The sequence below is a fragment of the Megamonas sp. genome, assembly GCF_986095205.1.
On sequence record NZ_CFQVBI010000036.1, the window covers coordinates 31,734 to 55,860 of the forward strand.

The following is a 24,127-nucleotide window of genomic DNA, read 5'->3' on the forward strand; positions in this document are numbered from 1 at the left end:
GGAAATATTATTATTTATTTTATATTATGTTTATGGTAAAAATATTAAGTGTACGCATTATTAGGTATAAATTTTGAAGAATAAAATAAGATAGAAAGCAAATATAATTATTTGTTAATCTATATAATATTATTGAAAGGAGATTTTATAATGTTAAAAAACAGAATTAAAAAATCTATTGGTATTTTAACTATGGCATGTTTCTTAGCAACACCTATTAGTTATGTCATAAGTGCAAATACAACAGAGGCTGCTCCACCACCTCCACCACCACAGCATAAAGCACCAGATTGAAAAAAAGCACCACCTCCTCATCAAGACAGATGGAAGCCAGCACCTAAAAGACAAGCTCCACCGCCTCCACCACCTAGACATGGTCGTCATAGATAAAGAAAAACCTCTGATAAATTATTTATCAGAGGTTTTTTATATAATATTATTATAAGCCAGCTTGTTTTCTTAATGTTTCAGCTTTATCAGTATGTTCCCAAGGAAGATCTACATCTGTACGACCGAAATGACCATAAGCTGCTGTTTGAGCATAAATTGGACGGCGTAAGTCTAATTCTTTGATGATACCTGCTGGACGAAGGTCAAAGTTATCATTTACAAGTTTTGTGATAACATCTTCAGCTACTTTATTAGTGCCAAAAGTATTGATGCTGATAGATACAGGTTTTGCAACACCAATAGCGTATGCTAATTGGATTTCACATTTATCAGCAAGACCAGCAGCTACGATATTTTTAGCTACATAACGAGCGGCATATGCTGCAGAACGGTCTACTTTTGTTGGATCTTTACCGGAGAAAGCTCCGCCACCATGACGAGCCATACCACCATAAGTATCAACAATGATTTTGCGACCAGTAAGACCAGTATCACCTTGTGGACCACCGATAACGAATTTACCAGTAGGATTGATGAAATATTTTGTTTCAGCTGTTAAAAGTTCAGCAGGAACAACAGGTTTAATTACTTTTTCCATGAGGTCTTGTTTAATTTGTTCTAAAGTAACATCTGGATCATGTTGAGTGGAGATAACAATAGTATCTACAGCAACAGGTTTACCATCTTCATATACAACTGTTACTTGAGTTTTGCCATCTGGACGAAGATAAGAGAGTTCACCAGATTTTCTAACTTCAGTAAGACGACGAGCAAGTTTATGAGCTAAAGCAATAGGAAGAGGCATATATTCAGGAGTTTCATTTGTAGCATAACCGAACATCATACCTTGGTCACCAGCACCAAGATCTGTTTCGTCAGCTTCGCCTTCTTTTGCTTCCAAAGATTTATCTACACCCATAGCAATATCAGGGGACTGTTCATCAATAGATAAAGAAATACCACAAGTATCGCAGTCTAAACCGAATTTTGCACGAGTATAACCGATATTGCGGATAGTTTCACGAACGATAGATGGAATATCTACATAGCAATCAGTGGATATTTCACCAGCTACATGGATTTGACCAGTCATAGCGAAAGTTTCACAAGCTACACGACCATTTGGATCTTTGGCTAAAATTGCATCTAAAATGCTATCAGAAATTTGGTCTGCTACTTTATCAGGATGACCTTCAGTAACAGATTCAGAAGTAAATAATACTCTGTTGGACATTTAGGAACCTCCTAGTATATTTTTTTATATCTTAACAATTAAAAAATAACATAAAAAAAACTCTCTAAACTTAAACGCGAGAGAGTTTATATCCATCTCTCATCTTCTAAGTAAAACTTAAAGGATTTGGCACCGTTTGATAAATGCTCAATGGTTGCCGCAACGTCATTGGGCCAGTCCCTCAGTTGCTCTTGATGAGTTATTCTATATAATTGCTAATCATTATCATATAGAAAAAATAGATTTTTGTCAATATCTTTGTTATAAAAATAATTTATTATTCTAATCTAAAATATAAATAAGAAGGCTCCTAAAAATAGAAGCCTTCTTGGAGAATTTTATTAAATCATATTGTTTCTATAAGTTGCATAGAGTTCTTTTAATTCTTCCATTTTATCATACATTTCTACCTGTAAGCTAGAAGCTGTAGCAAAATCTCCAGAATTTAAAGCATTGATTAACTGAGTGAATAAGGATTTATTATCGATGCTGTCTTTAGCAAGATAATAACGAATGCGGTTGAGTTTATTCCAGTTGTAAGAATCTTCATCAGTTACATATGCAGATTTAATTTCTTTAAATTTGCTGATAAGCATACGATTTTCAGGAATAATACGGCTGATAAGTTCAGTTTTCCAACGAATTAATTCACCTTCAACAAATGCATCGATAATTTTATCGCTGAATGCTTTACCTTCAGTTAAAACTGCACGTTTTTCAGGATATTTTTTCAAGTTAGAGAAGTTTTCCCAAACAGTTGCAGGATGTACACCAAAACGTTGATGACGTTCTTCTTCAGTATAATCTTCAAATACATCATCTTCTGCACGATAAGCACGATCTTTTTCTAAGTAACCAGCTTCATCACCTACATCTTTGGAGATTTCAGCAAGTAATTCAGCAGTAGTTTTAGTAACAGCGTATTTAACACCATCAAGGATAGATGTATAAATAGCAGCAAGTACAAGATAAGTGTTTGTATATGGATTACAAGCACGAAGTTCAAAACGAGTAGCTTTTGGATTATTGATATCACGAATAAGACCAGCTAAAATTGTACGGTTACGAGATGGAACTTCTGGGTTATGACCTAAAGAAGTAACTATACATACAGGAGCTTCAAAACCTGGTTTTAAACGATTTAAAGAGTCATTAGTTGCGGATACAAATGGGTTGATAACTTCATAGTTTTTAAGTAAGCCCATGATAGCACCATAACCTACAGCACTCATATAATCTTTTTTCATATCAGTTGGTGCGAATAAGTTTACAAAAGAACCATCATTCATAATAGCACCCATACCGAAATGAGTATGTTCACCATTACCAGCAAGACCGATCATAGGTTTTGCTTTGAAGTTAACCTCAAGACCATTTTCACGGAAAATTTCTTTTACAAGGATACGAACAACGAGTTCATTATCAGCAGCTTGAAGTGCATCAGCGAATTTCCAGTCAATTTCTACCTGTTCGCAAACATGAGTCATATTACCATCAGTGTCGATATGACCTTTCATACCACCAACTTCTTTATGTCCCATTTCTGGAGAAAGACCATAAGCTTCAAGAGCTAACATGCATTGTTCAAGAGCTGTACGAACTGCACCGCGTGTACGTTGCCAATATTGTTCTTGCATAACCTGAGATGCGGACATTTCAGGGATATCTGCTTCACTAAGTGGAGTTTTTACCCAGAATTCAAGTTCAGTAGCGGAAGTAAATACGATATCTTTTACATCTGCACCATTGATATGTTCTAAGCCGGAGATTTTAGCATTATTTTTAAAGAGGTCTAATAAACCTTTTTTTACATAAGTTAAAGTATTAGCTAAGATGGAACGGGAGTCTACAGCTTTGCCATCATGAATAAGAGCTGCAGGAATGCGGAGAGTACCAACTGGTTTACCGAGTTCATCATCATAGCTTTCGATATTGTAATCAACAAACCAATTAACAGTAGGATCAATTGGCATATCTACTTTAGCATTATTTAATGTAGCAATACCTGTTAATACTACAGAAGAACCATCTGTTTGAACAGCAGAGCCATTATAGAAAGAGTCAATATCTTCAAGAAAAACTCTCATAGGAATTTTTTCATCAGTATCATTACCAGCTAAATCGATACCTACTAAAGAAACAAATTTAATTTCAGGATGTTGTTTCAATGTAGCAATAATATCTTCTTTTTTAGAATTTGCAGGGATAACATATAATAAATCGTTCATTAAAAGACCCACCTTTTATTTATTAACAAAAATTTATGTAGCAACTAAAAAAAGCCGTATGAAAACAATTCTGACTACATTAATAATATAATATCCCCCTAAAAATATAAAATTAAAATAAACTAATAAGTTAATTTATATATTTTTTAGACTGAAACAATTACAATACTAATGTACAGATGTCTCATATGGCCCCATTGCCTTTGCTGTTCTGTTTTACGTGATTTATAATATCATATTCAAAAGTGTTTGTCTAGTAGTTATTTTTTATTTTTAATTGTAACATTGTATTTTTATTGTTTATTTTTTGTAAAAAGTTGTTAAATATTTAAAATAGCTTAATATTTTTATAAAAAAATACACCCTAAAAGATATACAATAAATACCTTTTAGGGTGTATAGATTAATTTTATTTAAAGATTATTTATTTAAATATTATGCTTCCATTTTACGAATTGGATTAAATGTGAATTCTTCACCGTTTACATTAATATCTACAGTGTCGCCTTCTTTGATATTACCTTTGATGATTTCTTTACTTAGTTGAGTTTCTACAGTATGAGATAATAATCTACGAAGTGGACGAGCACCAAAGTTTGGTTCAAAACCTTCATCTGCAAGTTTAGTCAAAGCTTCATCAGACCAAGAAAGTGAAATATTAACTTGATGTTGTAGACGTTTATTGAGATTTTCGAGCATGATGCGAGCAATTTGACGTACTTGTTCTTTAGCTAAAGCTTTGAATACGATAATATCGTCAACACGATTTAAAAATTCAGGACGGAAATAATCTTTTAAGATATCGCGTACTAATTTTTCAGCTGTAGCAAAATCTTTTTGATTTAAGATTTCATGACTGCCTAAGTTTGATGTCATAATGATAACAGTATTTTTGAAGTTTACAACTCTACCTTTACCATCAGTTAAACGACCATCATCTAAGATTTGTAATAATACATTGAATACATCACGATGAGCTTTTTCGATTTCATCAAGTAAAATTACGCTATATGGACGACGGCGAACTGCTTCAGTAAGTTGACCACCTTCATCATAGCCAACATATCCTGGAGGAGCCCCGATTAAACGAGCTACAGAATGTTTTTCCATATATTCGCTCATATCGATACGAATAATACTGCGTTCATCATCAAATAGACTTTCAGCTAAAGTTTTTGCAAGTTCAGTTTTACCTACACCAGTAGGGCCGAGGAAAATGAAAGAACCGATTGGACGATTAGGGTCTTTGATACCAGCACGAGCACGGATGATAGCTTCACTTACAGCTTTTACAGCTTCATCTTGACCGACAACACGTTCATGGAGAACATCTTCTAGATGTACGAGTTTTTCTCTTTCACCTGTGAGCATTTTAGTAACAGGAATACCAGTCCAACGACTTACTACTTGAGCGATATCTTCTTCAGATACTTCTTCTTTTAAGAGACGATTACCTTCTTCATCATGAACAGCTTTTTCCATTTTTTCAAGTTCTTTTTGAAGTTGTGGTAATTTACCGTATTTGATTTCAGAAGCTTTGGCATAATCGCCACTGCGTTGAGCTTTTTCCATTTCAGTATTGGCACTATCCATTTCTTTTTTGATAGCACGTACACGAACAATACCTTGTTTTTCTTTATCCCATTTTGCTTTTAATTCATTTTCTTCATTTTGTAATTTAGTTTTTTCATCAATGAGTTTAGCAAGTTTTTCTTTAGATGCTTCATCAGTTTCTTTATTTAATGCTTCTTCTTCTATTTGTAATTGCATGATTTTACGACGCAATTTTTCAATAGGTTCTGGCATAGATTCGATTTCAGTACGAAGTTTAGCAGCAGCTTCATCAACTAAGTCGATAGCTTTATCTGGTAAAAATCTATCAGAGATATATCTATCAGATAATACAGCTGCAGAAACAAGGGCATTATCACGAATTCTTACACCATGATGAACTTCATAACGTTCTTTTAAGCCACGCAAGATAGAAATAGTATCTTCTACAGATGGCTGACCTACCATTACAGGTTGGAAACGACGTTCAAGAGCTGTATCTTTTTCAATATATTTACGGTATTCATTTAAAGTAGTAGCACCAATACAGCGGAGTTGTCCACGTGCTAACATTGGTTTTAATAAGTTACCAGCGTCCATAGCACCTTCAGTTGCACCAGCACCTACTACAGTATGAATTTCATCGATGAATAATAAAATCTGTCCATCGGATTTAGAGATTTCATTTAATACAGATTTTAGACGTTCTTCGAATTCACCACGATATTTAGCACCAGCGATTAATGAACCCATATCAAGAGAATACAATGTTTTATTTTTTAGAGATTCTGGAACATCACCTGCTACGATACGGCGAGCTAAACCTTCAACAATAGCAGTTTTACCAACACCAGGTTCACCGATTAATACTGGATTATTTTTAGTACGACGAGATAAGATTTCAATAGTACGGCGGATTTCTTCATCACGGCCAATAACAGGATCGAGTTTACCAACTCTTGCCATAGCTGTTAAATCACGACCGTATTTTTCAAGTGATTTATAACCACTTTCAGGATTATCACTATTTACATTTTGTTTACGTTCTGATTTAATTACAGATTGAATTTTATTTTGGTGTAGATTGAATTCTCTACATAATGCTTGCATTTCATCATCGCTATCGCTGACAATAGCCAATAATAAATGTTCTGTACTTATATATTCATCATTCATGTTTTCAGCAAGTTTTGCTGCTCTGCCTAATACACGAACCATTTCTGTACTCATACCTAAGCGACTTTGACCTTTTACGCTAGGAATTTTTTTGAGCATTTGTTCTAGTTTTGCTTTGAGCATAGGTAAATCTACTCGACATTCAGCAAAAATAGTTGCAAGTAAACCTTCTGGTTCTTTTATTAAAGCAGAAAGAACATGAGCAGATGTAATTTCTTGATGATAGCGAAGAGCTGCTTCTTGCTGTGCAGATTGCATAGCTTCTAAAACTTTTTGTGTATATTTTTCTTCACCCATGATTTATACCTCCAAGTCATGATGAGTAACATTTCAATTAATAATAGTATAAAAACAATAATACAGTAAATATAAATATTAAAGTAATAATTTATGTTATACTTTAGTTTTATATTTGCTTACAAAACATATTATAAAAGCTAAAAGTCAAATTGTCAAACATTATTTTGACTTTTTGACATTTATTTTTAAAAATTTTTTATCTATACTAAAAATCTTTATATTATAATAGAATAGAGGTGATTTTATTTATGGAAAGACTCATAGGATTTGCTCCATCCATTGATGAAAATTGTACAACTATTATCTTAGGTTCAATGCCAAGTGTGAAATCTTTGGAACAGCAACAATATTATGCTCATCCTCAAAATAGATTTTGGAAATTAATGGCTATATTTTTTAATGAAGGAATAATACCAACTATTTATCAAGAGCGATTAGAATTATTGAGAAAAAATCATATTGCTCTTTGGGACTCTATAGATTCTTGTATTCGAGAAGGTAGTTTAGATAGTGCTATTTGCGATGAAGTGCCAAATGATTTTAAAGCTTTATTTGCCAAATATCCTAAAATAAAAACTATTTGTTTTAATGGCGGAAAATCTTTTCAGTGCTTTAAGAAATATAATAAAGATATTTTAAAAGATAAAACATATACTTTTTATACTTTGCCATCTACAAGTCCAGCAAATGCTAAATTTCGTTTGCCGATGCTTCAAGAAGTTTGGCAACAAGCTTTAGCTAGACATATAAATAATAAATAGATTTTATAAAATAAAAAAGGTACCTACAAAATATTTCATAGGTACCTTTTCGTTATTATCATGGTAATGTTCTTAATTTATCAAGTGGCCAGAAGATGAGTATTGCTTTACCTTTGATTAAATCAAATGGTACCATGCCTACATCAGCGAAACGACTATCTTCGGAATTATTGCGGTTATCGCCCATTACGAAAATATGTCCTTCTGGTACAGTAGCCAGTGGATAATCCCCTCTAGTTGTGCTTAAGATATATGGTTCATTTTTTAATTCACCATTTACATAAACATGACCATCTTTGATTTCAATAGTATCTCCAGGAATTGCAATTACACGTTTGATAAAATCACGGCTAGGATCTTTTGGATATTGGAATACTAAGATATCACCACGTTCAGGATCATGTAAATTATAAATAAATTTATTAACGACTAAACGCTCTTGATTTTGTAATGTCGGACGCATAGAAGGTCCATCAACTAAATATAACTCTACTACAAAATGACGAATGAATAAGGCTAAAACAACAGCGATAGCTATGGAAATAACCCAATCTTTAATTTCACTACCTAAAGATGACTCTTTTTTATCAGCCATGATAATCCTCCCTCTACTAGAACATACTAATAAAACAAAAGGGACTTGCCATAGGCAGTCCCTCTTATGAAGATATTAGCGTCTTTCTTTAATACGAGCAGCTTTACCAGTAAGGTTACGAAGATAATAAAGTTTTGCTCTACGAACAATACCTCTACGAGTAACTTCGATTTTTGCAAGGCGTGGGGAATGTACTGGGAAAGTACGTTCAATACCAACACCATAAGAAATTCTTCTTACTGTGAAGTTTTCACGAACGCCAGAACCTTGGCGAGCGATTACAACACCTTCGAACATCTGAATACGTTCGTTGGATCCTTCAACTACTTTTACATGTACGCGAACGCTATCGCCAGGGATAAATTTAGGGATATCGTTACGTAATTGTTCCTGTTCTAAAGCCTGAATAATATTCATTATTTTTCCTCCTTAATTCAAACGTTCATATAAGAATATCTCACAGCGGACCGTTTGTTGCATACTAGGCTATTTTATCATATAAAAATGGGCTATGCAATATATTTTTTGGAGATTTTTCGAGAATTTGACAAATATTTTAGGATAATTTATATTAAAGGCAGAATATGAAAAAGGGAGCTTGTAGACAGGCTGAGAGGAAGTTGTGAACTTCGACCTATGACCTGATTTGGATAATGCCAACGTAGGGAAATATTAGTTTGATTACGTATTTTCAAGGAAATGGCATGGCTATTTCCTTTTTTTATTTTTAAATATTTTTATTTTTTATGAGGTGATTTTTTGTCTACATTTTTTACATCAACAAATAATTCTAGTTTTAATGTATCATTGATTTGGTTTGGTACAGCAGTTTCTGTGGCTGAAATCATGACAGGAACTTTTTTAGCACCACTTGGCATGAAAGATGGATTTTTAGCTATTTTAGTAGGTCATGTAATTGGCGGAATTATTCTTTATTTAGCAGGGATTATCGGTGCTAATAAACGTTGCAGTGCTTCTGAAAGTATTAATTTATCTTTTGGTAAGTTGGGTTCTGTTAGTTTCTCTCTATTAAATACTATTCAATTAATAGGTTGGACTTCTATAATGACCATCATTGGGGCACAAGCTTTCAATAAATTAATGGCATCTTTATGGAATATAGGAGAAAATACTATTTTATGGACAATTATCATAGGTCTTTTTCCTTGCATTTGGATTTTTAGTACAATGGATTTTGTAAGTAAGATAAATAAAGTAGTAATGCTTTGTTTATTGCTTGCTTCTTTATATTTAGGTTTTGGGGCGGTAGTTTCTGCAAATGAAGTGGTAACTTCCTTAGATGAAAGTATGAGTTTTGGCATGGCGGTAGAATTGAATATTGCTATGTGTTTATCATGGATGCCAGTTATTTCAGATTATACAAGAACACTTAAAAATCAATCTACAGGTACAGTGAGCTGTGTAGTGGCATATTGTTTTGGCAGTATTTTAATGTATACAATTGGTTTAGGTAGTGCTGTTCATTATGGTATAACAGATATTTGTGATATTTTTATGTTATCTGGATTGGGTGTTATTTCTTTAGTTGTTATTTTATTATCTACAGTAACAACTAATTTCATTACGATAAATTCTTCAAGTATTTGTTTAAATCATATCAGTAATCAATTAGATGTAAAATATACAGCATTTTTTGTATGTATAATTTCTACATTGCTTGCTATTTTCTTATCTATGGAACAATATGAAACTTTCCTTTATTTTATAGCAGCAACTTTTGCACCGTTATTTGCTATTGCTTTTTCTGAATATTTCTTTAGTCATAATATTTATCATCAAAATTCATTTATCACTGGTAAAAATTGTCTTTTATGGTTAATTGGTTTTATAGCTTATGAATTGTTGATTGATTATAGCACATTTATTGGGATTACTGTGCCAGTTATGTTAGCTATAGCCATTATTAATATTTTTGTTAATCAATTGATTGGGGCAAAAAAATTTAGTTTGAATAAGAAATATTAAAAGTATTTTATTATTTAGCCATAAATCTAAAAGTAAACAACATAAATATATTGACAAGGATTTTTTCTTTTGCTAGACTTTATGTACAGCAATGAACTAGAAAAGTAACTTTAATCAGCGAGTAGTGATGGTGTAAGACTACAAAAAGTGAATGGCGCTAGGGAGCTTTATAATAATAAATAACATTCTAAAGAGGACTTAAATATATTTAAGTCAATCAGGGTGGAACCGCGGGAATACATCTCGTCCCTGTAACATTTTGTTGTTACATGGGCGAGATTTTTTATTTTGTCGCCCATGAATATCAAGGAGGTATATTTATGACATTTCAGGAAATTATCCTGACTTTGCAGGAATTTTGGTCTAAGCAAGGCTGTATTTTAGCTCAACCTTATGACGTGGAAAAAGGTGCAGGTACTATGAACCCTTCTACATTTTTACGTGTACTTGGCCCTGAACCTTGGCATGTAGCATATGTAGAACCATCTCGTCGTCCAGCTGATGGTCGTTATGGTGAAAATCCTAACCGTTTATTCCAACATCATCAATTCCAGGTAATTATGAAACCATCTCCTGATAATATTCAGGAACTTTATTTACAGAGCTTAGCAAAACTCGGTATCAATGAAAAAGAACATGATATCCGTTTTGTTGAAGATAACTGGGAATCTCCAACACTTGGTGCTTGGGGTCTTGGTTGGGAAGTTTGGCTCGATGGTATGGAAATCACACAGTTTACTTATTTCCAACAAGTAGGTAGTGTTGATGTAAAACCTGTAGCTTCTGAAATTACTTATGGTCTTGAACGTATTGCAATGTATATTCAAGAAAAAGAAAATGTTTATGATATTGATTGGAATGGCACATACACTTATGGTGATGTATTCCATCAAAATGAATTTGAACAATCCACTTATAACTTTGAACTTGCAGATACTGCTCTTTTATTTGACCTTTTCGATAAATACGAAAAAGAAGCTGTTCGCGTAATTGAGCTTGGCTATGTTCATCCAGCATATGATTATGTATTGAAATGTTCTCATACATTTAACTTGCTTGATTCTCGTGGAGCAATCAGCGTATCTGAACGTACAGCGTTTATTTCTCGTGTACGTAATCTTGCTCGTCTTTGTGCTCAATGTTATTTAAAACAGCGTGAAGAACTCGGCTATCCTCTCTTGAAGAAAGGAGCAAAATAATAATGGCTAAAGATTTATTATTAGAAATTGGTACAGAAGAAGTTCCTGCTCATTTTATGCCAGGAATTTTAGCTCAATTAAAAGAAAAAGCAACTGCAAAATTTCAAGAAATGCGTCTTGATTTTGATGAAGTAACAACTCTTGGTACACCTCGCAGAACTGCACTTTTAGTAAAAAATCTTGCAGAAACTCAGCAAGGTGCATCTAGTGAATATAAAGGCCCATCTACTGCTATCGCTTTTGATAAAGATGGCAATCCTACAAAAGCAGCTATCGGTTTTGCTCGTGGCAAAAAAGTAGATGTTGCTGATTTAGTAGTAAAAGATGGTTATGTATATGCTGTTTCTAGTGAAGAAGGCAAACAGACTGTAGAACTTTTACCTACTTTATTAAAAGAATTAGTAGAAGGCTTGAATTTCCCTAAAAATATGCGTTGGGGCGATTTAGATTTCCGCTTTGTACGTCCACTTCGTTGGCTCGTAGCTTTGTATGATGAAGAAGTAATTGATTTTACAGTAGCTAATGTAAAATCTGGTCGCGTATCTCGTGGTCATCGTTTCTTAAGTGAAGGCGATTTCACAATCAATAAAGCAAGTGATTATGAACAAGCTTGTAAAGATGCATTTATTATTGTAGACCAAGAAAAACGTCGCGATATCATCAAAGCACAGATTGAAGAAATTGCAAAAGCTCATAATGGTCATGCAGAAATCACTGAAGATTTATTAGAAGAAGTAATTTATCTTGTAGAATATCCAACAGCACTTTGCGGAACTTTTGAAGATAAATATCTTAAATTACCAAAAGAAGCAGTAATGACTCCAATGAGAGATCATCAGCGTTATTTCCCTGTTTTAGATGATAATAACAATTTATTACCATTATTTATTACAGTTCGCAACGGTGGCGATTATTGCTTAGATAAAGTACAGCATGGTAATGAACGTGTACTTCGTGCAAGACTTGCTGATGCTCAATTCTTCTTTGATGAAGATAGAAAGCATAGTCTTTATGATTATGTAGAAAAATTAAAAACTGTAGTATTCCAAGAAGGTCTTGGTACAATTTATGATAAAGCTAATCGTTTAGCAGAACTTTCTGCTTTTATTGGTGAAAAAGTAAATGCTACAGAAGATGAAATAAAAACAACTAAACGTGCTGCAATCTTAGCAAAAGCTGACCTTGTATCTGCTATGGTTTGTGAGTTCACTGAACTTCAAGGTATCATGGGTCGTGAATATGCACTTTTAGATGGTGAAGGTCAAGAAGTAGCAACTGCTATTTATGAACATTATATGCCACGTTTTGCAGGTGATGCAGAACCAGCTAGCGTAGCAGGTCGTCTTGTTTCTTTAGCTGATAAAATGGATAATATCGTAGCTACATTCAGTCGTGGACTTGTGCCAACAGGTTCTCAAGATCCATTTGCACTTCGTCGTCAAGCTCTTGGTATTGTGCATACAATTATTGAAGCAAACTACACTATTTCTATCAGTGAAATTGCAGATAAAGCAATGGATTTACTCAATATCACTGATAGTGAAAAACGTGCTGAAATCCAGAAAAATGTAGCAGAATTCTTCACTTTACGTCTTAAAAATGTACTTGGCGATAATGATGTTCGCTATGATATTATTGATGCTGTACTTGAAAATGCAGATGAAGTTGCAGGCACTTATGCTAAAGCTTGCGTAACAGCTCAAGAAATTGCTTCTGGTGTATTAAATGATGCAATTCAAGCTTTTGTACGTGTAGGTAATATCAGTAAAAAAGCAGAAAATAATGTTATTAATGAAGCATTATTTACATTAGATGAAGAAAAAGCTCTTTATAATACTTATGTAGCAGTAGCTAAAGATGTAGAAACTGCTTTAAATAATAAAGATTATAAAACAGCTATTGATAAAATGCAGGAACTTACTGCACCAATCAATAATTTCTTTGATAATGTAATGGTTATGGATAAAGACGAACAAATCAAAAATAATCGTCTTGCACTTCTTAAAAATATTGATACACTTATTAAATCTATTGCAGATTTCGGTAAAATCGTATTATAAGAATGATTGAGAAAAGGCTAGGTAGTTAAATGTTAGGTTTAACTATCTAGTTTTTTTGTTATTAAAAGTGAAATTAAATTAAACAATAAAAAGACTTGTTATAGTTATTTTTCTATAGCAAGTCTTTTTTAGTATTGATATTTACTAATGCCAAAGTTGAAGCAAAAAGCAGGATTTATATAATATGGTGTTTAAGAATATAAAGATGAATTACAAATTCTATTGATTTGAGAAAATGAATTATAGATTTAATTTGAAAAGTAGAGGATATATAAATGAAAGAAAAAGAAATTCTAATCAAAGGTGCTTTACTGCATGATATAGGAAAAGTATGTTATCGTGCAATGAACAAAAGGATAAATCATTCTAAATTAGGTGGAGATTTTTTAGAGCAGTATTTAAAATCAAATGAAGAAACAGAGCGTTTATTGAATTGTGTGAGATATCATCATAAAGATTATCTCCAAAAAGCCAAATTAGATAAAAATGATTTAGCATATATTGTTTATGAAGCAGATAATATTGCTTCAGGCATGGATAGACGAGAAAATGAAGGCGAAGAAAAGGGTTTTGATCCAAAATTAAATTTGGATAGTATATTTAGTGTTTTTTATAGTGATAAAGAAATACAAGTAGCAAATAAATATCCTTTAATATATAAAGATATAAATAAATCATTCAATTATCCACGAACAGATATTTCTTTGGCAACGAATAGTAATTATGAAGCTTTATTGAATAAGATAAAATCACATTTTATCACAAAAGATATAAGTCAGATATCGATAAATCAATTATTGCAAATTCTAGAAGAAGGTTTTTCATATGTACCATCGAGTACAAATAGAGCAGAAGTTTGTGATATTTCATTATATGTTCATTCAAAAATAACATCGGCAGTGGCTAGTTGTATGAAATTATATTTTGATGAACAACAGATACAAGATTATAAAAAATATTGTTTTAATAGTGGAAGTAAAATTTTTAGAAATGAAAAAATATATCTTTTAATTTCTGGTGATATATCAGGTATACAGGATTTTATTTATACTATTCCATCAAAAGGTGCTTTGAAAACTTTGAGAGGTCGCTCACTTTATATTGATTTATTATTAGAAGAATTTATAGATGAATATTTAGAGCAAATAGGACTATCAAGAGCAAATGTATTATATTCTGGTGGAGGGCATTTTTATATTTTAGCTCCGAATATAGAAGATACAAAAAAAGCTATGGATAAATTACAAGCAAAGATGAATAGATGGCTGATGGAAAATATAGGCATTAATTTATATTTAGCTATCGGTATAGCTGAATGCAGTGCTAATAATTTGATGAAATCTGAAGCTCAAGGAAATTTATTCGCTACAGTTAATAAAAAATTAAAAGATGATAAAACTATACGATATAGCAAAGATGAAGATTTTTTAGAGTATATATTTAATGTAGAAAAAGAAGAAGATACAGCAAAAAAAGAATGTAATATTTGTCATAATTTAGTAGATAAACTTTGGAAATATAATAGTGATGAAGAAATTGCTTGTGAATTTTGTCTGAATTTATATAAATTAGGGCAAGATATATTGACACAAGATTTAGTTTTTGTCATCAGTGAGGAAAAAATAGATGGTGGCATCAAAATTTTTGGCAAAGATAAAGATTTATATATGTATGCTGTAAATATAGAAGATATAGATATGTTTAAAGGAAAAATCCTGCGTATTTATAGCAAAAATAATCTTTTAGAAAATGATTTGGCTATACGTTTATATTTAGCAGATTATAGTGCCAAAAATGAAAATGATGAGGTCATGACTTTTGATGATTTAGCTAAGAGTAGTTGCAAAATAGATAAAGGTATAAAAAGATTAGGTGTATTGCGATTAGATATAGATGATTTAGGTATAGCTTTTAGCAGTGGTTTTGTAAGTGATAAAGATAAAATAGAAGATAATTTAAGATATGCTACCTTATCTCGCTATGCAGATTTATCAAAAGATATATCTATGTTTTTTAAAGTGGCGATAAATAAAATCTGTGCTGGCGATTTAATAGGGTGCGTAGATTTTGAAGAGAAAGCTTTCAATATTTTTGGCATAGCTAAAGCCCAAAAACGCAAGGTAAATATTATTTATGCTGGCGGTGATGATTTATTTTTAGTCGGTGCATGGGACGAAGTATTGGAAGTAGCAATAGATATAAATAGAGCTTTTAAACAATTTACTAATGGAAAATTGACACTTAGTGCAGGTATGGCAATGTTTAGCCCGACATATCCTATCAGTAAGATGGCAGAGATTGCAGGTTTATTAGTACAAATGAGCAAGAATAGGAAAGATAAAAATAGCATAGCTTTATTTGGCATGGAAATAAATTTAAAAGTAAATGGTCAGCTAGAGTGCAAGCATATATATACATGGGTGGATTTTGAGATGAAGGTCTGCAAAGAGAAGATGAATTATTTATTAGCTCGTCTTTCTTTTGATGGTGATAAATTTAATAAATTATCTGTAGGAAAGAGTTTAATTTATAGATTGATGGATTTAATACAATTAGCAGATGAAGATAAATTGAATATAGCAAGATTTGCTTATGTATTGGCGAGAATGCAACCTAAACAAGATAAAGATGAGCAAAAAAGAAAAGTATATGAAGATTTTGTAAGTAAAATGTATCAATGGATAAATAATAATGAAGATAAAAAGCAATTAGCGACTGCTTTAAATTTATTAGTATATTATTTAAGAGATAAAAAGGAGTAAATATTTATGGAAAATATAGTGGATAAAGCAGAATTAGCAATAAAATCTATTGGCAAACCAGATAAAAATAATCCCAATAAATTATATATAAAGCTAAAAACTAATCAAATAAGAAAAATTTTAACAGCGGTGAATATCTTAAAAAATAAGGTGGATATCTATAAAATAGCTAAGTCTAAAGAGAAAAAATTAGATGAAGAATTGCAATTAGATGAAGAATTGCAAATGGAAATAGAATTTTTGCGTGTGAATATGTCTTATCAAGCAGGTAGAGATAATTTAGTTAGGGAGTTTATAGAAAAAGCAGATTTATTGAATATGGTAAAAGACATCAATGGCGATATAAAAGCTTTTGAGAAATTTTGTAAATATGTAGAGGCTTTAGTGGCATTTCATAAATTTTATGGAGGACAAGATAAATGATGAATATACAAGGACAAAAACAATTACAGGGAAAATTATTTATTACAGCAAATTTAAAGCTCATAACAGGTATGCATATAGGGGCAAATAGTGATTTTGCACCTATTGGGGCGGTGGATAGTCCATTTATTCGCGATTGTTTGACTCATGAACCAATCATTCCTGGTAGTTCTTTGAAGGGAAAACTTCGCACTTTATTGGCTAAAAGCAGATGTAAAAATTTGATTTTAAATAATATAGATGATGATGATGATGTGATATCACGTCTATTTGGTTCAGCAGGGAAAAAAGGTGCTTGTTTTGCAAGATTGCAGTTTTTTGATTTATTTTTAACTAGTGAAAGTGTAGAATTATTTAAAAATCTCGATACAGATACTTATATTGGTGAGATAAAATGGGAAAATACTATAGCTAGATTGACAGGCTCGGCAAATCCTCGTCAGATTGAAAGAGTACCAGCTGGAGCAGAATTTGCATTTAAACTTGTTTATAATATTGAAGATGAAGACCAAATAGATGAAGATATGAAGATTTTAGCTCAAGGTTTGCAATTGTTGCAGATGGATTATCTTGGCGGACATGGTTCTCGTGGATATGGCAGAGTGAAATTCAGTAAATTCAAAGTTAAAGCTATAAATAAAAAAATTGATATTAATAAATACGAATGTGATTTCAAGGGAAATGTTAATAATGAAATATAAAATTTATCTTTTAGAGTTTTTGACACCTGTGCATTTTGCGGATAATAAATTTGGCGGAGATTTAGAAAAAGCCAGTTTTTATTGTAGTGCAGATACTTACTTTAGTGCCATTTGTTCAGAAGCTAATTTAATTTCTAAAGAAATATTACAAAGCATTATGGAAAAATTTGAGCAGAGAAAATTAGCGATATCCAGTTTATTTCCCTATTATTATTCTGTTCAAAGTGATGATTTACAATTATATTTGCCAAAGATATATTTATCTGTGGATAATTTGTCGAAGATAGACTCTTATTCTGAACAGAAAAAATACAGTAGATTATGGAAGCAAAATGATAAAGAAGATTTTATTCGCATTAGTGAAATTAAAAATTGGCTACAATCTATAAATGATAAAGAAGTATATAGCATAGATAATCCTATTTTTGCCATAGAAAATACAATGGAAAAAGTAGCTTGTAGAGGTCAAGAGCCTTTACCTTATTTTGTGAATAGCTATAAATTCAATGATAATGCAGGATTGTATTTTATCTTGGGTTATGAAGATGATGATGACGCTATTATTATGGAAAAAATAATAGAAAGTCTGGGTTATAGTGGTATTGGTGGCAAAAAAAGCAGTGGTTATGGTAAATATAAATTTTTTGATGATTTTATAGAATTAAGTGAAACAGATAGTATTTATAAAGATGATTTGATTTTGACTAAAATGATAAATATGGATATGAGTGTAAATAGGGGCAGAAAATTATGTATAGCACCATTATTGCCTAGAAAAGAAGATGTAAAATATATATCTGTTGGCAATTATAAGATTGTAAAACGCAGTGGTTTTATCTATGACCAAAATACACATAATAAGAAGCGAAAAAATAATCTATATATGTTAGCAGAAGGTTCTTGTTTGATGAAGTATTTAGAAGGCATGATGCTAAAAGAAGAATATGAGGGCATATCTTATCCTATTTATCGAAATGGTATGGGTATGTTTGTGGGGATAGATTATGAATAATACGAATTTGATAGAATTTAATAAAATGTATCTGGATATCATCACACCTGTCAATATAGCCAGTAATGAAAAATTAAATACTACAGATTATATATATGATAGTAAAAATCAAGTAGCATATTTTTTAAATCCTTTATTGTGGCATAAATTTATTTATACGAAAAAATTATTTCCTGCTTATATGGATTTTATCAATGATAAGACTAAACCACGAAAAATATTATATAAATGGTTGATAGAGCAAGGTTATAATATCGAGGATATAAAAGAAGTCGTAAAATATAAATTAATCGCACATGAAAATATAGATAAGATAAGTAAAGATAGTTTAAATGATATTATTTTGCAGACAAAATTAATAGATGGCAGAGCTTATATACCAGGTAGTACGCTAAAAGGCTTGATAAGAACGGCTATTTTATATGATTTATTGCAAAAAAATCCGCATTTAAAACAAAGACTTTGGCAAAGTTTGGAAAGAGCTATAAATGGTAATAAATCTTATGATGAAATAAAAAGGGTTGAAAATAATTTAAATAGATTATTGATGGCTGAAATAGAAGGTACAGGAAAGAGAGAATATACGAAATACGATAAGAAAAGTACAAAAATTGAGTATTATAATTTTATGCAGGGAATAAAATTAAGTGATGCTATGGCAAAGACAGAGCATAATAACTTAGTTTTATTGAAAAAAATTGATTTAGCAGTGAAGGATAATTATATAAAAGAAAATTCGCTAAGTGTTTATCGTGAATGTATAGAGCCGAAGACGAGATTTTATTTTGATATGCAGATAGAAAAAAGATTTACGCAAAAGTTAAATATAAATTCAGCAGAAGATATTTTAATAATGATACAAAATTTCTTTGACGCTAGTAATGAATTATTATCATCTGCTTTTGGCAAAGATTATGGATTTTTATTTAATGATACGAATGTAGGCAATACTTATATCGGTGGTGGTACAGGCTTTTTGACGAAAACTCTAGTGGCTTATCTAGCACCTACAAAGATGAAAGCAAAAGAATTTATTAGTAGATATTTAAATATGAAATTCAAACAAAGAGTAAATCGTGGTATAAGAGATACGAAGATTGCTCCACGAACATTGAAGGCTACAAAATATAATGGAAAATTGACTTTGCTAGGTATAGCGAAGATAGGTAAAGTATAATTATGTTGAAAATAATTGAGATAGTATTAAAAGCTAAAGCTGATGAAGAAATACAAAAGGCAGAAAAATCTTTAGCGTTAATTATGAATGATGTTTTGATGCAATATGTAGACGACAAGTATCGAGAATATTTATCTATGCAGATGATAAAGCCATATATACAATATATAATAAAAGATATAGAGGCTGAAGATATATATTATTGGCGGATTGCAACACTAAATCTATAAGCTACAGAAAATATAGCTTATAGATTGATGGATAAATTGACGAAGGAAAATTGCGAGCTTATAACAACTGATAAGATAGTATTTCAGATAGAGAAGAAAAGTTATATTCATAGTGCTACATATAAGCAATTAGTAACGAAATATTTTACACGTAGATTGAAAAGTAGCTATATTGAATTTAACTTTTTGACACCGACTTTATTGTTTGGCGAAGAAGACAAAATGATTTGTCAACCGCATGATATAATAATGAATTTAGTTTCTATCTGGAATTTATTTGCCATTGATGAAAAATTGTATGAACAAGATTTAATTGAAAATTTAGCACAAGAAATACAACTAGATGATTATGAAGTCGTTTTAAGACCACAGCTGATAAATGGCAAAAAAAGACCTACATTTCAAGGAAAATGTAGGTTTAGTTTAAAAAATAATATAATGGCAAATAAAATAATCTTAATGCTGGCAGAATTTTCCCAGTATACATCAATAGGAGCAAATACGCATCTAGGCATGGGAGCAATACAGATAAAATTAAATTAAAGCAAAATAAAAAGGCTTGTTATAGAAAAATAACTATAACAAGCCTTTTTTTATACAGTATCTGTTGATATTTATCCTTCACACTTCAGGAAGCATTCACCAGAGAAAACGGGTTTTCGTACAGTATCTGTTGATATTTATCCGCAAGTTAGCTTGTGGAATAATTTCCGATTATAAAGTTTTCGTACAGTATCTGTTGATATTTATCTGTTATATTAGATGATTTCTGGCTAGTAAAAGTGTAGTTTTCGTACAGTATCTGTTGATATTTATCGCCTTGATTTTATTTCTACAAATAGTATATCAAAGTTGTTTTCGTACAGTATCTGTTGATATTTATCCCTTAAAGATTAAGGTTTATGAAATATATTATATATGAAAATAGTGATTTTATCAAGGTTTAGGGATTTTTTACCAGCGAAAAGGATTTTGAGAATTTAATGACGAATTTTTGTTATAATTATTGATATATCAGCATTTTTGCATAAAGATGAATATATCACTTGGTAAATTCAAAGAAAGGGGCATTTTGATGAAAGTTTATCAAATACGCATAAAATTATATTTATTAAAGGATATCATGGCACAAGATGTGCAAATCATGTTGACTAGATTTATTGATAAAAGCTTATTTGCAAAAGAAAATCTAGGAAAATTACATAATACAAATACATATAAAAATTATTGCTATGATTTATTATCGCCATTGGAAAAAGATAAAATCTATAAAAAAGGCAAGATATATACTTTGACCATCAGAACTATTGATGAGGATATGGCAGAATTTTTCTATGAAGTTTGTCCAAATATAAATACTAGAGAATTTAAAGGGCTGACAGCAGAAAAAAGAGTTTTGCCACGAAAGATAATAGAATTTATCTATACTTTGACACCAATGATAATTAAGGCAGAAAATGGTTATTGGAAAAATTGCATGAGTCAAGAAGACTTTGAACAGCGATTTATCATTAATTTAACTAAGAAAATAAATAATTTTAAAGGCGATATAAATGATAAAGATGAAATAAATATGGAAAAATTTTATTCTACTATAGAATTTTTAAATAAAACACCTGTGCCAATGAAATATAAAAATATAAAACTTCTCGGCGATAAAGTACGTCTTGCTGTCTTAGATGATGAAAAATCTCAAGAAATGGCATATTTATCTTTAGGCGTGGGCTTAGGTGAGATGAATTCACGAGGAGCAGGTTTTGTGAATTATCGTTGGCTATAAATTTAAACTAGATGATTGAGTAAAAAACTTGATTGTCTAGTTTTTTTATAGAAAGATTTATATATATAATTAGGAAAAAACTTTATTATAATAATGGTTTTGAAGTTGCTTTATCTAGGATTTATGCCTATAATAAAGTATTGATATATCTTTGATGAGGTGGTCAAATGGCAAGTAAAGCTTTTTTAGTAGCACTACAGTATGGAATGCTTCTTTGTATCTGTGGTTATATTTTTGTAACAGTAAAATCCATGTTCAAAGATTTGAAAAGCACTTCCAGCTTAAAGCCAGTGAAAGAAGAATCTGCACAAAATGAAGTGGCTTTAATAGTGCTAGAAGCAGCAGATCCTAAATTGGCTAATAAGAAAATATCTTTTTCTGGTCAAATCTCTATCGGTAGAGGTAAAGAAAATGATATTGTATTAGATGATATTTATGTATCACATCATCATGCTGTTATTAGTCCAGTTCGCAATCTTTATCAGATTGAGGATTTACAAAGTCGAAATCACACCTATATAAATGGTAATATTCTTAATGGCAAAGAATTTTTACAAAATGGTGATGTTATAAAAATAGGTTGTGTATCATTCCGTTTTGAGAGGTGAGAGCTATGATAATTACTCATGCTACTGATATTGGTTGTGTACGTACTACAAATGAAGATAGTTATCTTTGTATTGAACCACATATTTATGCAGTTGCAGATGGCATGGGAGGACATGCAGCTGGAGAGATTGCCAGTCGCATAATGGTGGATACTATAAAATTTCATTTGGAGAATAAAAATCCTGATGAATGTAGTGAAGAATGTTTAAAATCTGTTGTCTTAGAAGCGAATAAACAAATTATGAAAGCTTCTAGTGAAAATCCTGATTATAATGGCATGGGGACTACGATTAGTCTATTTTATGTTCATTATGGCTATGCCACATGGGCTCATGTAGGTGATAGTAGGATTTACTTATTGCGCAATGGTCAAATTTATCAATTGACAAATGACCATTCTTTGGTGAATGAATTATTAAAACAAAATAAAATCACAGCACAGGAAGCTGAAAATTATCCACATAAGAATATTTTAACAAGAGCAGCTGGTGTTTCTGTGAATTTAAATGTAGATACAGGTTATTGTGATATTTTACAAGCGGATAAATTCCTTATTTGCTCTGATGGCCTTACAAATATGGTGGATAATGAGGAGCTAAAAAATATCTGTTATGATAGTAATATAAAAGATAAAGCTCAACATTTAGTACAAAGAGCTATTAATTATGGTGGAAAAGACAATATTACATGTATCGTGGTGGAAATATCATGATAAAAAAGGGATATATTACATTAGTATTTTCAATTTTATTATTATTTTTGGGCACATTATTAATCAATATCAAAAATAATACTTTGACTAATGAAGCATTTATTCCAGCTGGAATATTATCTGTCATTTTTATCGTAGTACAGATAATAAGCGTCAGATTGCGAAAAAATGCGGATAATTATTTATTATCATTAGTCATGTTTATGTCGAGTATCAGTGCTATCATGATTTTGCGATTGAAGCCAGATTTATATACGCATCAGATAGTATGGATATGTATAGGGCTTATTGTATTTTTGATAATTGTAGCAGTATCTGATAGGTTGTTAGAATTATTGGATTTTCCTTATGTACTAGGATTTGGGGCTTTGATAATTATTTGTTCTGTACTTATATTTGGTACAGATATCGGTGGTAATCGTAACTGGATTATCTTAGGGCCTATTCAAGTACAGCCTTCAGAATTTGCGAAATTATTGATTATAGCCTTTTTATCTTCGTTTTTATCCGAAAATAAAAATGTTTTAGTATTGCCTAGCCGTGGCTGGAAATTCATTCATTTACCGCCATTTAGATTTTTGGCTCCATTGTTATTGATATGGAGTGCATCAATTTTGATGTTTGTAAGTCTTCGAGATTTAGGCTCAGCATTATTATTTTTTGGCATAGTTGTCATCATGACTTATGTGGCTACAGGTAAAAAATTATATGTAGCGATAGCATTATTTTTCTTTTCATTATCTTCATATATAAGTTATTTATTGTTTGCTCACGTGCAAACTCGTGTAGCTATTTGGTTACATCCTTGGGACGATCCGATGGGCAGTGCTTATCAAATAGTACAATCATTATTTGCTTTTGGTTATGGCGGAGTTTTTGGTACAGGATATACATCTGGTTTTCCTCGTTTAATACCAGAAGTTCATACTGATTTTATTTTTGCTGCTATTGGAGAAGAATTTGGTTTAATAGGTGTAACCTTTTTATTGTTGGCATATTTATTATTATTTATGCGAGGCATAAAAGCTGCTTTACTTTTGACTAATGAAAAATATAAATTGATGGCATTTGGCTTAGCTATAACTTTATTATTACAGACATTTATCATATTAGCTGGTGTAACTAAGCTGTTACCACTCACAGGTATTACTTTACCTTTTATTAGTTATGGTGGTAGTTCTATGGTTTCATCTTTCATTTCACTAGGGCTATTATATGCTCTCAGTAGTAAGGAGAGATAA

Annotated in this window: 21 protein-coding genes, 1 CRISPR repeat array, 2 riboswitches and 1 other annotated feature; of the genes, 16 read left to right on the forward strand and 5 right to left on the reverse strand. The window is 31.3% G+C overall.

Features of this window, described 5'->3' with window-relative positions:
• Positions 1–150: 150 nt before the first annotated feature.
• Positions 151–294 carry a hypothetical protein gene (locus tag AC5LAX_RS04685; RefSeq protein WP_288908908.1) on the forward strand — a complete coding sequence of 48 codons (144 nt, stop codon included), beginning with the start codon at positions 151–153 and terminating at the stop codon, positions 292–294.
• Between the two features lie 145 nt (positions 295–439).
• Here the strand turns inward: AC5LAX_RS04685 and metK are convergent, their stop codons facing one another.
• From metK to clpB, 3 genes are all read right to left on the reverse strand, one after another.
• Complete coding sequence (gene metK / locus AC5LAX_RS04690) at positions 440–1,624, reverse strand: methionine adenosyltransferase (protein ID WP_018998988.1); 1,185 nt, start codon at positions 1,622–1,624, stop codon at positions 440–442.
• Between the two features lie 96 nt (positions 1,625–1,720).
• Positions 1,721–1,825: riboswitch (SAM riboswitch) on the reverse strand.
• Positions 1,826–1,965: 140 nt separating this feature from the next.
• On the reverse strand, positions 1,966–3,852 hold the full coding sequence (locus tag AC5LAX_RS04695; protein WP_288908910.1) for a type I glutamate--ammonia ligase: 1,887 nt from the start codon (positions 3,850–3,852) through the stop codon (positions 1,966–1,968).
• 435 nt (positions 3,853–4,287) lie between these two features.
• Positions 4,288–6,876 (reverse strand): ATP-dependent chaperone ClpB, encoded by a 2,589-nt coding sequence (gene clpB, locus AC5LAX_RS04700; RefSeq protein WP_288908911.1) that lies wholly within the window; start codon positions 6,874–6,876, stop codon positions 4,288–4,290.
• 251 nt (positions 6,877–7,127) lie between these two features.
• On the opposite strand from clpB, the gene AC5LAX_RS04705 reads away from it, so the two are divergent.
• Positions 7,128–7,640 carry a DNA-deoxyinosine glycosylase gene (locus tag AC5LAX_RS04705; RefSeq protein ID WP_008538131.1) on the forward strand — a complete coding sequence of 171 codons (513 nt, stop codon included), beginning with the start codon at positions 7,128–7,130 and terminating at the stop codon, positions 7,638–7,640.
• 58 nt (positions 7,641–7,698) lie between these two features.
• Here AC5LAX_RS04705 and lepB read toward each other — a convergent pair whose 3' ends face one another.
• Both lepB and rplS read right to left on the reverse strand, forming a co-directional pair.
• Entirely contained in the window at positions 7,699–8,235 is a 537-nt protein-coding gene (gene lepB, locus AC5LAX_RS04710) for a signal peptidase I (RefSeq protein ID WP_018998992.1), read from the reverse strand.
• A 75-nt stretch (positions 8,236–8,310) separates the two neighbouring features.
• Entirely contained in the window at positions 8,311–8,652 is a 342-nt protein-coding gene (gene rplS, locus AC5LAX_RS04715; RefSeq protein ID WP_008538128.1) for a 50S ribosomal protein L19, read from the reverse strand.
• Positions 8,653–8,815: 163 nt separating this feature from the next.
• Positions 8,816–8,922, forward strand: a riboswitch (TPP riboswitch).
• Between the two features lie 72 nt (positions 8,923–8,994).
• Here rplS and AC5LAX_RS04720 point away from each other — a divergent pair.
• The 14 genes from AC5LAX_RS04720 to AC5LAX_RS04785 all read left to right on the forward strand — a co-directional run bounded on the left by AC5LAX_RS04720 (position 8,995) and on the right by AC5LAX_RS04785 (position 24,127).
• Positions 8,995–10,221 (forward strand): cytosine permease, encoded by a 1,227-nt coding sequence (locus tag AC5LAX_RS04720; protein ID WP_288908913.1) that lies wholly within the window; start codon positions 8,995–8,997, stop codon positions 10,219–10,221.
• A gap of 82 nt (positions 10,222–10,303) precedes the next feature.
• Positions 10,304–10,475 (forward strand) — a binding site (T-box leader).
• A gap of 66 nt (positions 10,476–10,541) precedes the next feature.
• Positions 10,542–11,420: a glycine--tRNA ligase subunit alpha gene (gene glyQ, locus AC5LAX_RS04725; protein ID WP_008538126.1), complete on the forward strand. Its 879-nt coding sequence runs from the start codon at positions 10,542–10,544 to the stop codon at positions 11,418–11,420.
• 2 nt (positions 11,421–11,422) lie between these two features.
• A complete protein-coding gene (gene glyS / locus AC5LAX_RS04730; RefSeq protein ID WP_117584894.1) occupies positions 11,423–13,480 on the forward strand; it encodes a glycine--tRNA ligase subunit beta in 2,058 nt (685 codons plus the stop codon).
• Positions 13,481–13,755: 275 nt separating this feature from the next.
• A complete protein-coding gene (cas10, locus tag AC5LAX_RS04735) occupies positions 13,756–16,242 on the forward strand; it encodes a type III-A CRISPR-associated protein Cas10/Csm1 (protein WP_288908915.1) in 2,487 nt (828 codons plus the stop codon).
• A 6-nt stretch (positions 16,243–16,248) separates the two neighbouring features.
• Positions 16,249–16,665, forward strand: a complete 417-nt coding sequence (gene csm2 / locus AC5LAX_RS04740; protein ID WP_117584892.1) for a type III-A CRISPR-associated protein Csm2 — start codon at positions 16,249–16,251, stop codon at positions 16,663–16,665.
• On the forward strand, positions 16,662–17,366 hold the full coding sequence (gene csm3, locus AC5LAX_RS04745) for a type III-A CRISPR-associated RAMP protein Csm3 (protein ID WP_117584891.1): 705 nt from the start codon (positions 16,662–16,664) through the stop codon (positions 17,364–17,366). Before csm2 ends, csm3 begins: the two co-directional genes overlap by 4 nt.
• Positions 17,356–18,378 (forward strand): type III-A CRISPR-associated RAMP protein Csm4, encoded by a 1,023-nt coding sequence (gene csm4, locus AC5LAX_RS04750; protein ID WP_117584890.1) that lies wholly within the window; start codon positions 17,356–17,358, stop codon positions 18,376–18,378. The genes csm3 and csm4 overlap by 11 nt, the downstream gene beginning before the upstream one ends.
• Positions 18,371–19,555 (forward strand): type III-A CRISPR-associated RAMP protein Csm5, encoded by a 1,185-nt coding sequence (gene csm5 / locus AC5LAX_RS04755; protein ID WP_117584889.1) that lies wholly within the window; start codon positions 18,371–18,373, stop codon positions 19,553–19,555. Before csm4 ends, csm5 begins: the two co-directional genes overlap by 8 nt.
• A gap of 2 nt (positions 19,556–19,557) precedes the next feature.
• Positions 19,558–19,785, forward strand: coding sequence for a hypothetical protein (locus tag AC5LAX_RS04760; RefSeq protein ID WP_288908917.1), 228 nt, complete (start codon positions 19,558–19,560; stop codon positions 19,783–19,785).
• A 27-nt stretch (positions 19,786–19,812) separates the two neighbouring features.
• Entirely contained in the window at positions 19,813–20,328 is a 516-nt protein-coding gene (gene cas6, locus AC5LAX_RS04765; RefSeq protein ID WP_493263646.1) for a CRISPR system precrRNA processing endoribonuclease RAMP protein Cas6, read from the forward strand.
• A 46-nt stretch (positions 20,329–20,374) separates the two neighbouring features.
• Positions 20,375–20,669: a CRISPR direct-repeat array (repeat unit 30 nt; unit sequence GTTTTCGTACAGTATCTGTTGATATTTATC).
• A gap of 191 nt (positions 20,670–20,860) precedes the next feature.
• A complete protein-coding gene (gene cas6, locus AC5LAX_RS04770; protein ID WP_117584887.1) occupies positions 20,861–21,565 on the forward strand; it encodes a CRISPR-associated endoribonuclease Cas6 in 705 nt (234 codons plus the stop codon).
• A 167-nt stretch (positions 21,566–21,732) separates the two neighbouring features.
• A complete protein-coding gene (locus AC5LAX_RS04775) occupies positions 21,733–22,173 on the forward strand; it encodes an FHA domain-containing protein (RefSeq protein WP_008538123.1) in 441 nt (146 codons plus the stop codon).
• Between the two features lie 5 nt (positions 22,174–22,178).
• Positions 22,179–22,886 carry a Stp1/IreP family PP2C-type Ser/Thr phosphatase gene (locus tag AC5LAX_RS04780; RefSeq protein ID WP_015562391.1) on the forward strand — a complete coding sequence of 236 codons (708 nt, stop codon included), beginning with the start codon at positions 22,179–22,181 and terminating at the stop codon, positions 22,884–22,886.
• Entirely contained in the window at positions 22,883–24,127 is a 1,245-nt protein-coding gene (locus AC5LAX_RS04785; RefSeq protein ID WP_240921513.1) for an FtsW/RodA/SpoVE family cell cycle protein, read from the forward strand. Before AC5LAX_RS04780 ends, AC5LAX_RS04785 begins: the two co-directional genes overlap by 4 nt.

What these genes read in the sequence shown, in the direction of transcription:
- AC5LAX_RS04775 (WP_008538123.1), top strand. Translation starts at nt 21,733, where the DNA reads ATGGCAAGTAAAGCTTTTTTAGTAGCACTACAGTATGGAATGCTTCTT.
- glyS (WP_117584894.1), top strand. Translation starts at nt 11,423, where the DNA reads ATGGCTAAAGATTTATTATTAGAAATTGGTACAGAAGAAGTTCCTGCT.
- AC5LAX_RS04695 (WP_288908910.1), bottom strand. Translation starts at nt 3,852, where the DNA reads ATGAACGATTTATTATATGTTATCCCTGCAAATTCTAAAAAAGAAGAT.
- metK (WP_018998988.1), bottom strand. Translation starts at nt 1,624, where the DNA reads ATGTCCAACAGAGTATTATTTACTTCTGAATCTGTTACTGAAGGTCAT.
- AC5LAX_RS04705 (WP_008538131.1), top strand. Translation starts at nt 7,128, where the DNA reads ATGGAAAGACTCATAGGATTTGCTCCATCCATTGATGAAAATTGTACA.
- clpB (WP_288908911.1), bottom strand. Translation starts at nt 6,876, where the DNA reads ATGGGTGAAGAAAAATATACACAAAAAGTTTTAGAAGCTATGCAATCT.
- AC5LAX_RS04760 (WP_288908917.1), top strand. Translation starts at nt 19,558, where the DNA reads ATGTTGAAAATAATTGAGATAGTATTAAAAGCTAAAGCTGATGAAGAA.
- rplS (WP_008538128.1), bottom strand. Translation starts at nt 8,652, where the DNA reads ATGAATATTATTCAGGCTTTAGAACAGGAACAATTACGTAACGATATC.
- AC5LAX_RS04785 (WP_240921513.1), top strand. Translation starts at nt 22,883, where the DNA reads ATGATAAAAAAGGGATATATTACATTAGTATTTTCAATTTTATTATTA.
- glyQ (WP_008538126.1), top strand. Translation starts at nt 10,542, where the DNA reads ATGACATTTCAGGAAATTATCCTGACTTTGCAGGAATTTTGGTCTAAG.
- csm5 (WP_117584889.1), top strand. Translation starts at nt 18,371, where the DNA reads ATGAATAATACGAATTTGATAGAATTTAATAAAATGTATCTGGATATC.
- csm2 (WP_117584892.1), top strand. Translation starts at nt 16,249, where the DNA reads ATGGAAAATATAGTGGATAAAGCAGAATTAGCAATAAAATCTATTGGC.
- csm3 (WP_117584891.1), top strand. Translation starts at nt 16,662, where the DNA reads ATGATGAATATACAAGGACAAAAACAATTACAGGGAAAATTATTTATT.
- cas6 (WP_493263646.1), top strand. Translation starts at nt 19,813, where the DNA reads ATGGATAAATTGACGAAGGAAAATTGCGAGCTTATAACAACTGATAAG.
- AC5LAX_RS04780 (WP_015562391.1), top strand. Translation starts at nt 22,179, where the DNA reads ATGATAATTACTCATGCTACTGATATTGGTTGTGTACGTACTACAAAT.
- csm4 (WP_117584890.1), top strand. Translation starts at nt 17,356, where the DNA reads ATGAAATATAAAATTTATCTTTTAGAGTTTTTGACACCTGTGCATTTT.
- AC5LAX_RS04685 (WP_288908908.1), top strand. Translation starts at nt 151, where the DNA reads ATGTTAAAAAACAGAATTAAAAAATCTATTGGTATTTTAACTATGGCA.
- cas10 (WP_288908915.1), top strand. Translation starts at nt 13,756, where the DNA reads ATGAAAGAAAAAGAAATTCTAATCAAAGGTGCTTTACTGCATGATATA.
- lepB (WP_018998992.1), bottom strand. Translation starts at nt 8,235, where the DNA reads ATGGCTGATAAAAAAGAGTCATCTTTAGGTAGTGAAATTAAAGATTGG.
- cas6 (WP_117584887.1), top strand. Translation starts at nt 20,861, where the DNA reads ATGAAAGTTTATCAAATACGCATAAAATTATATTTATTAAAGGATATC.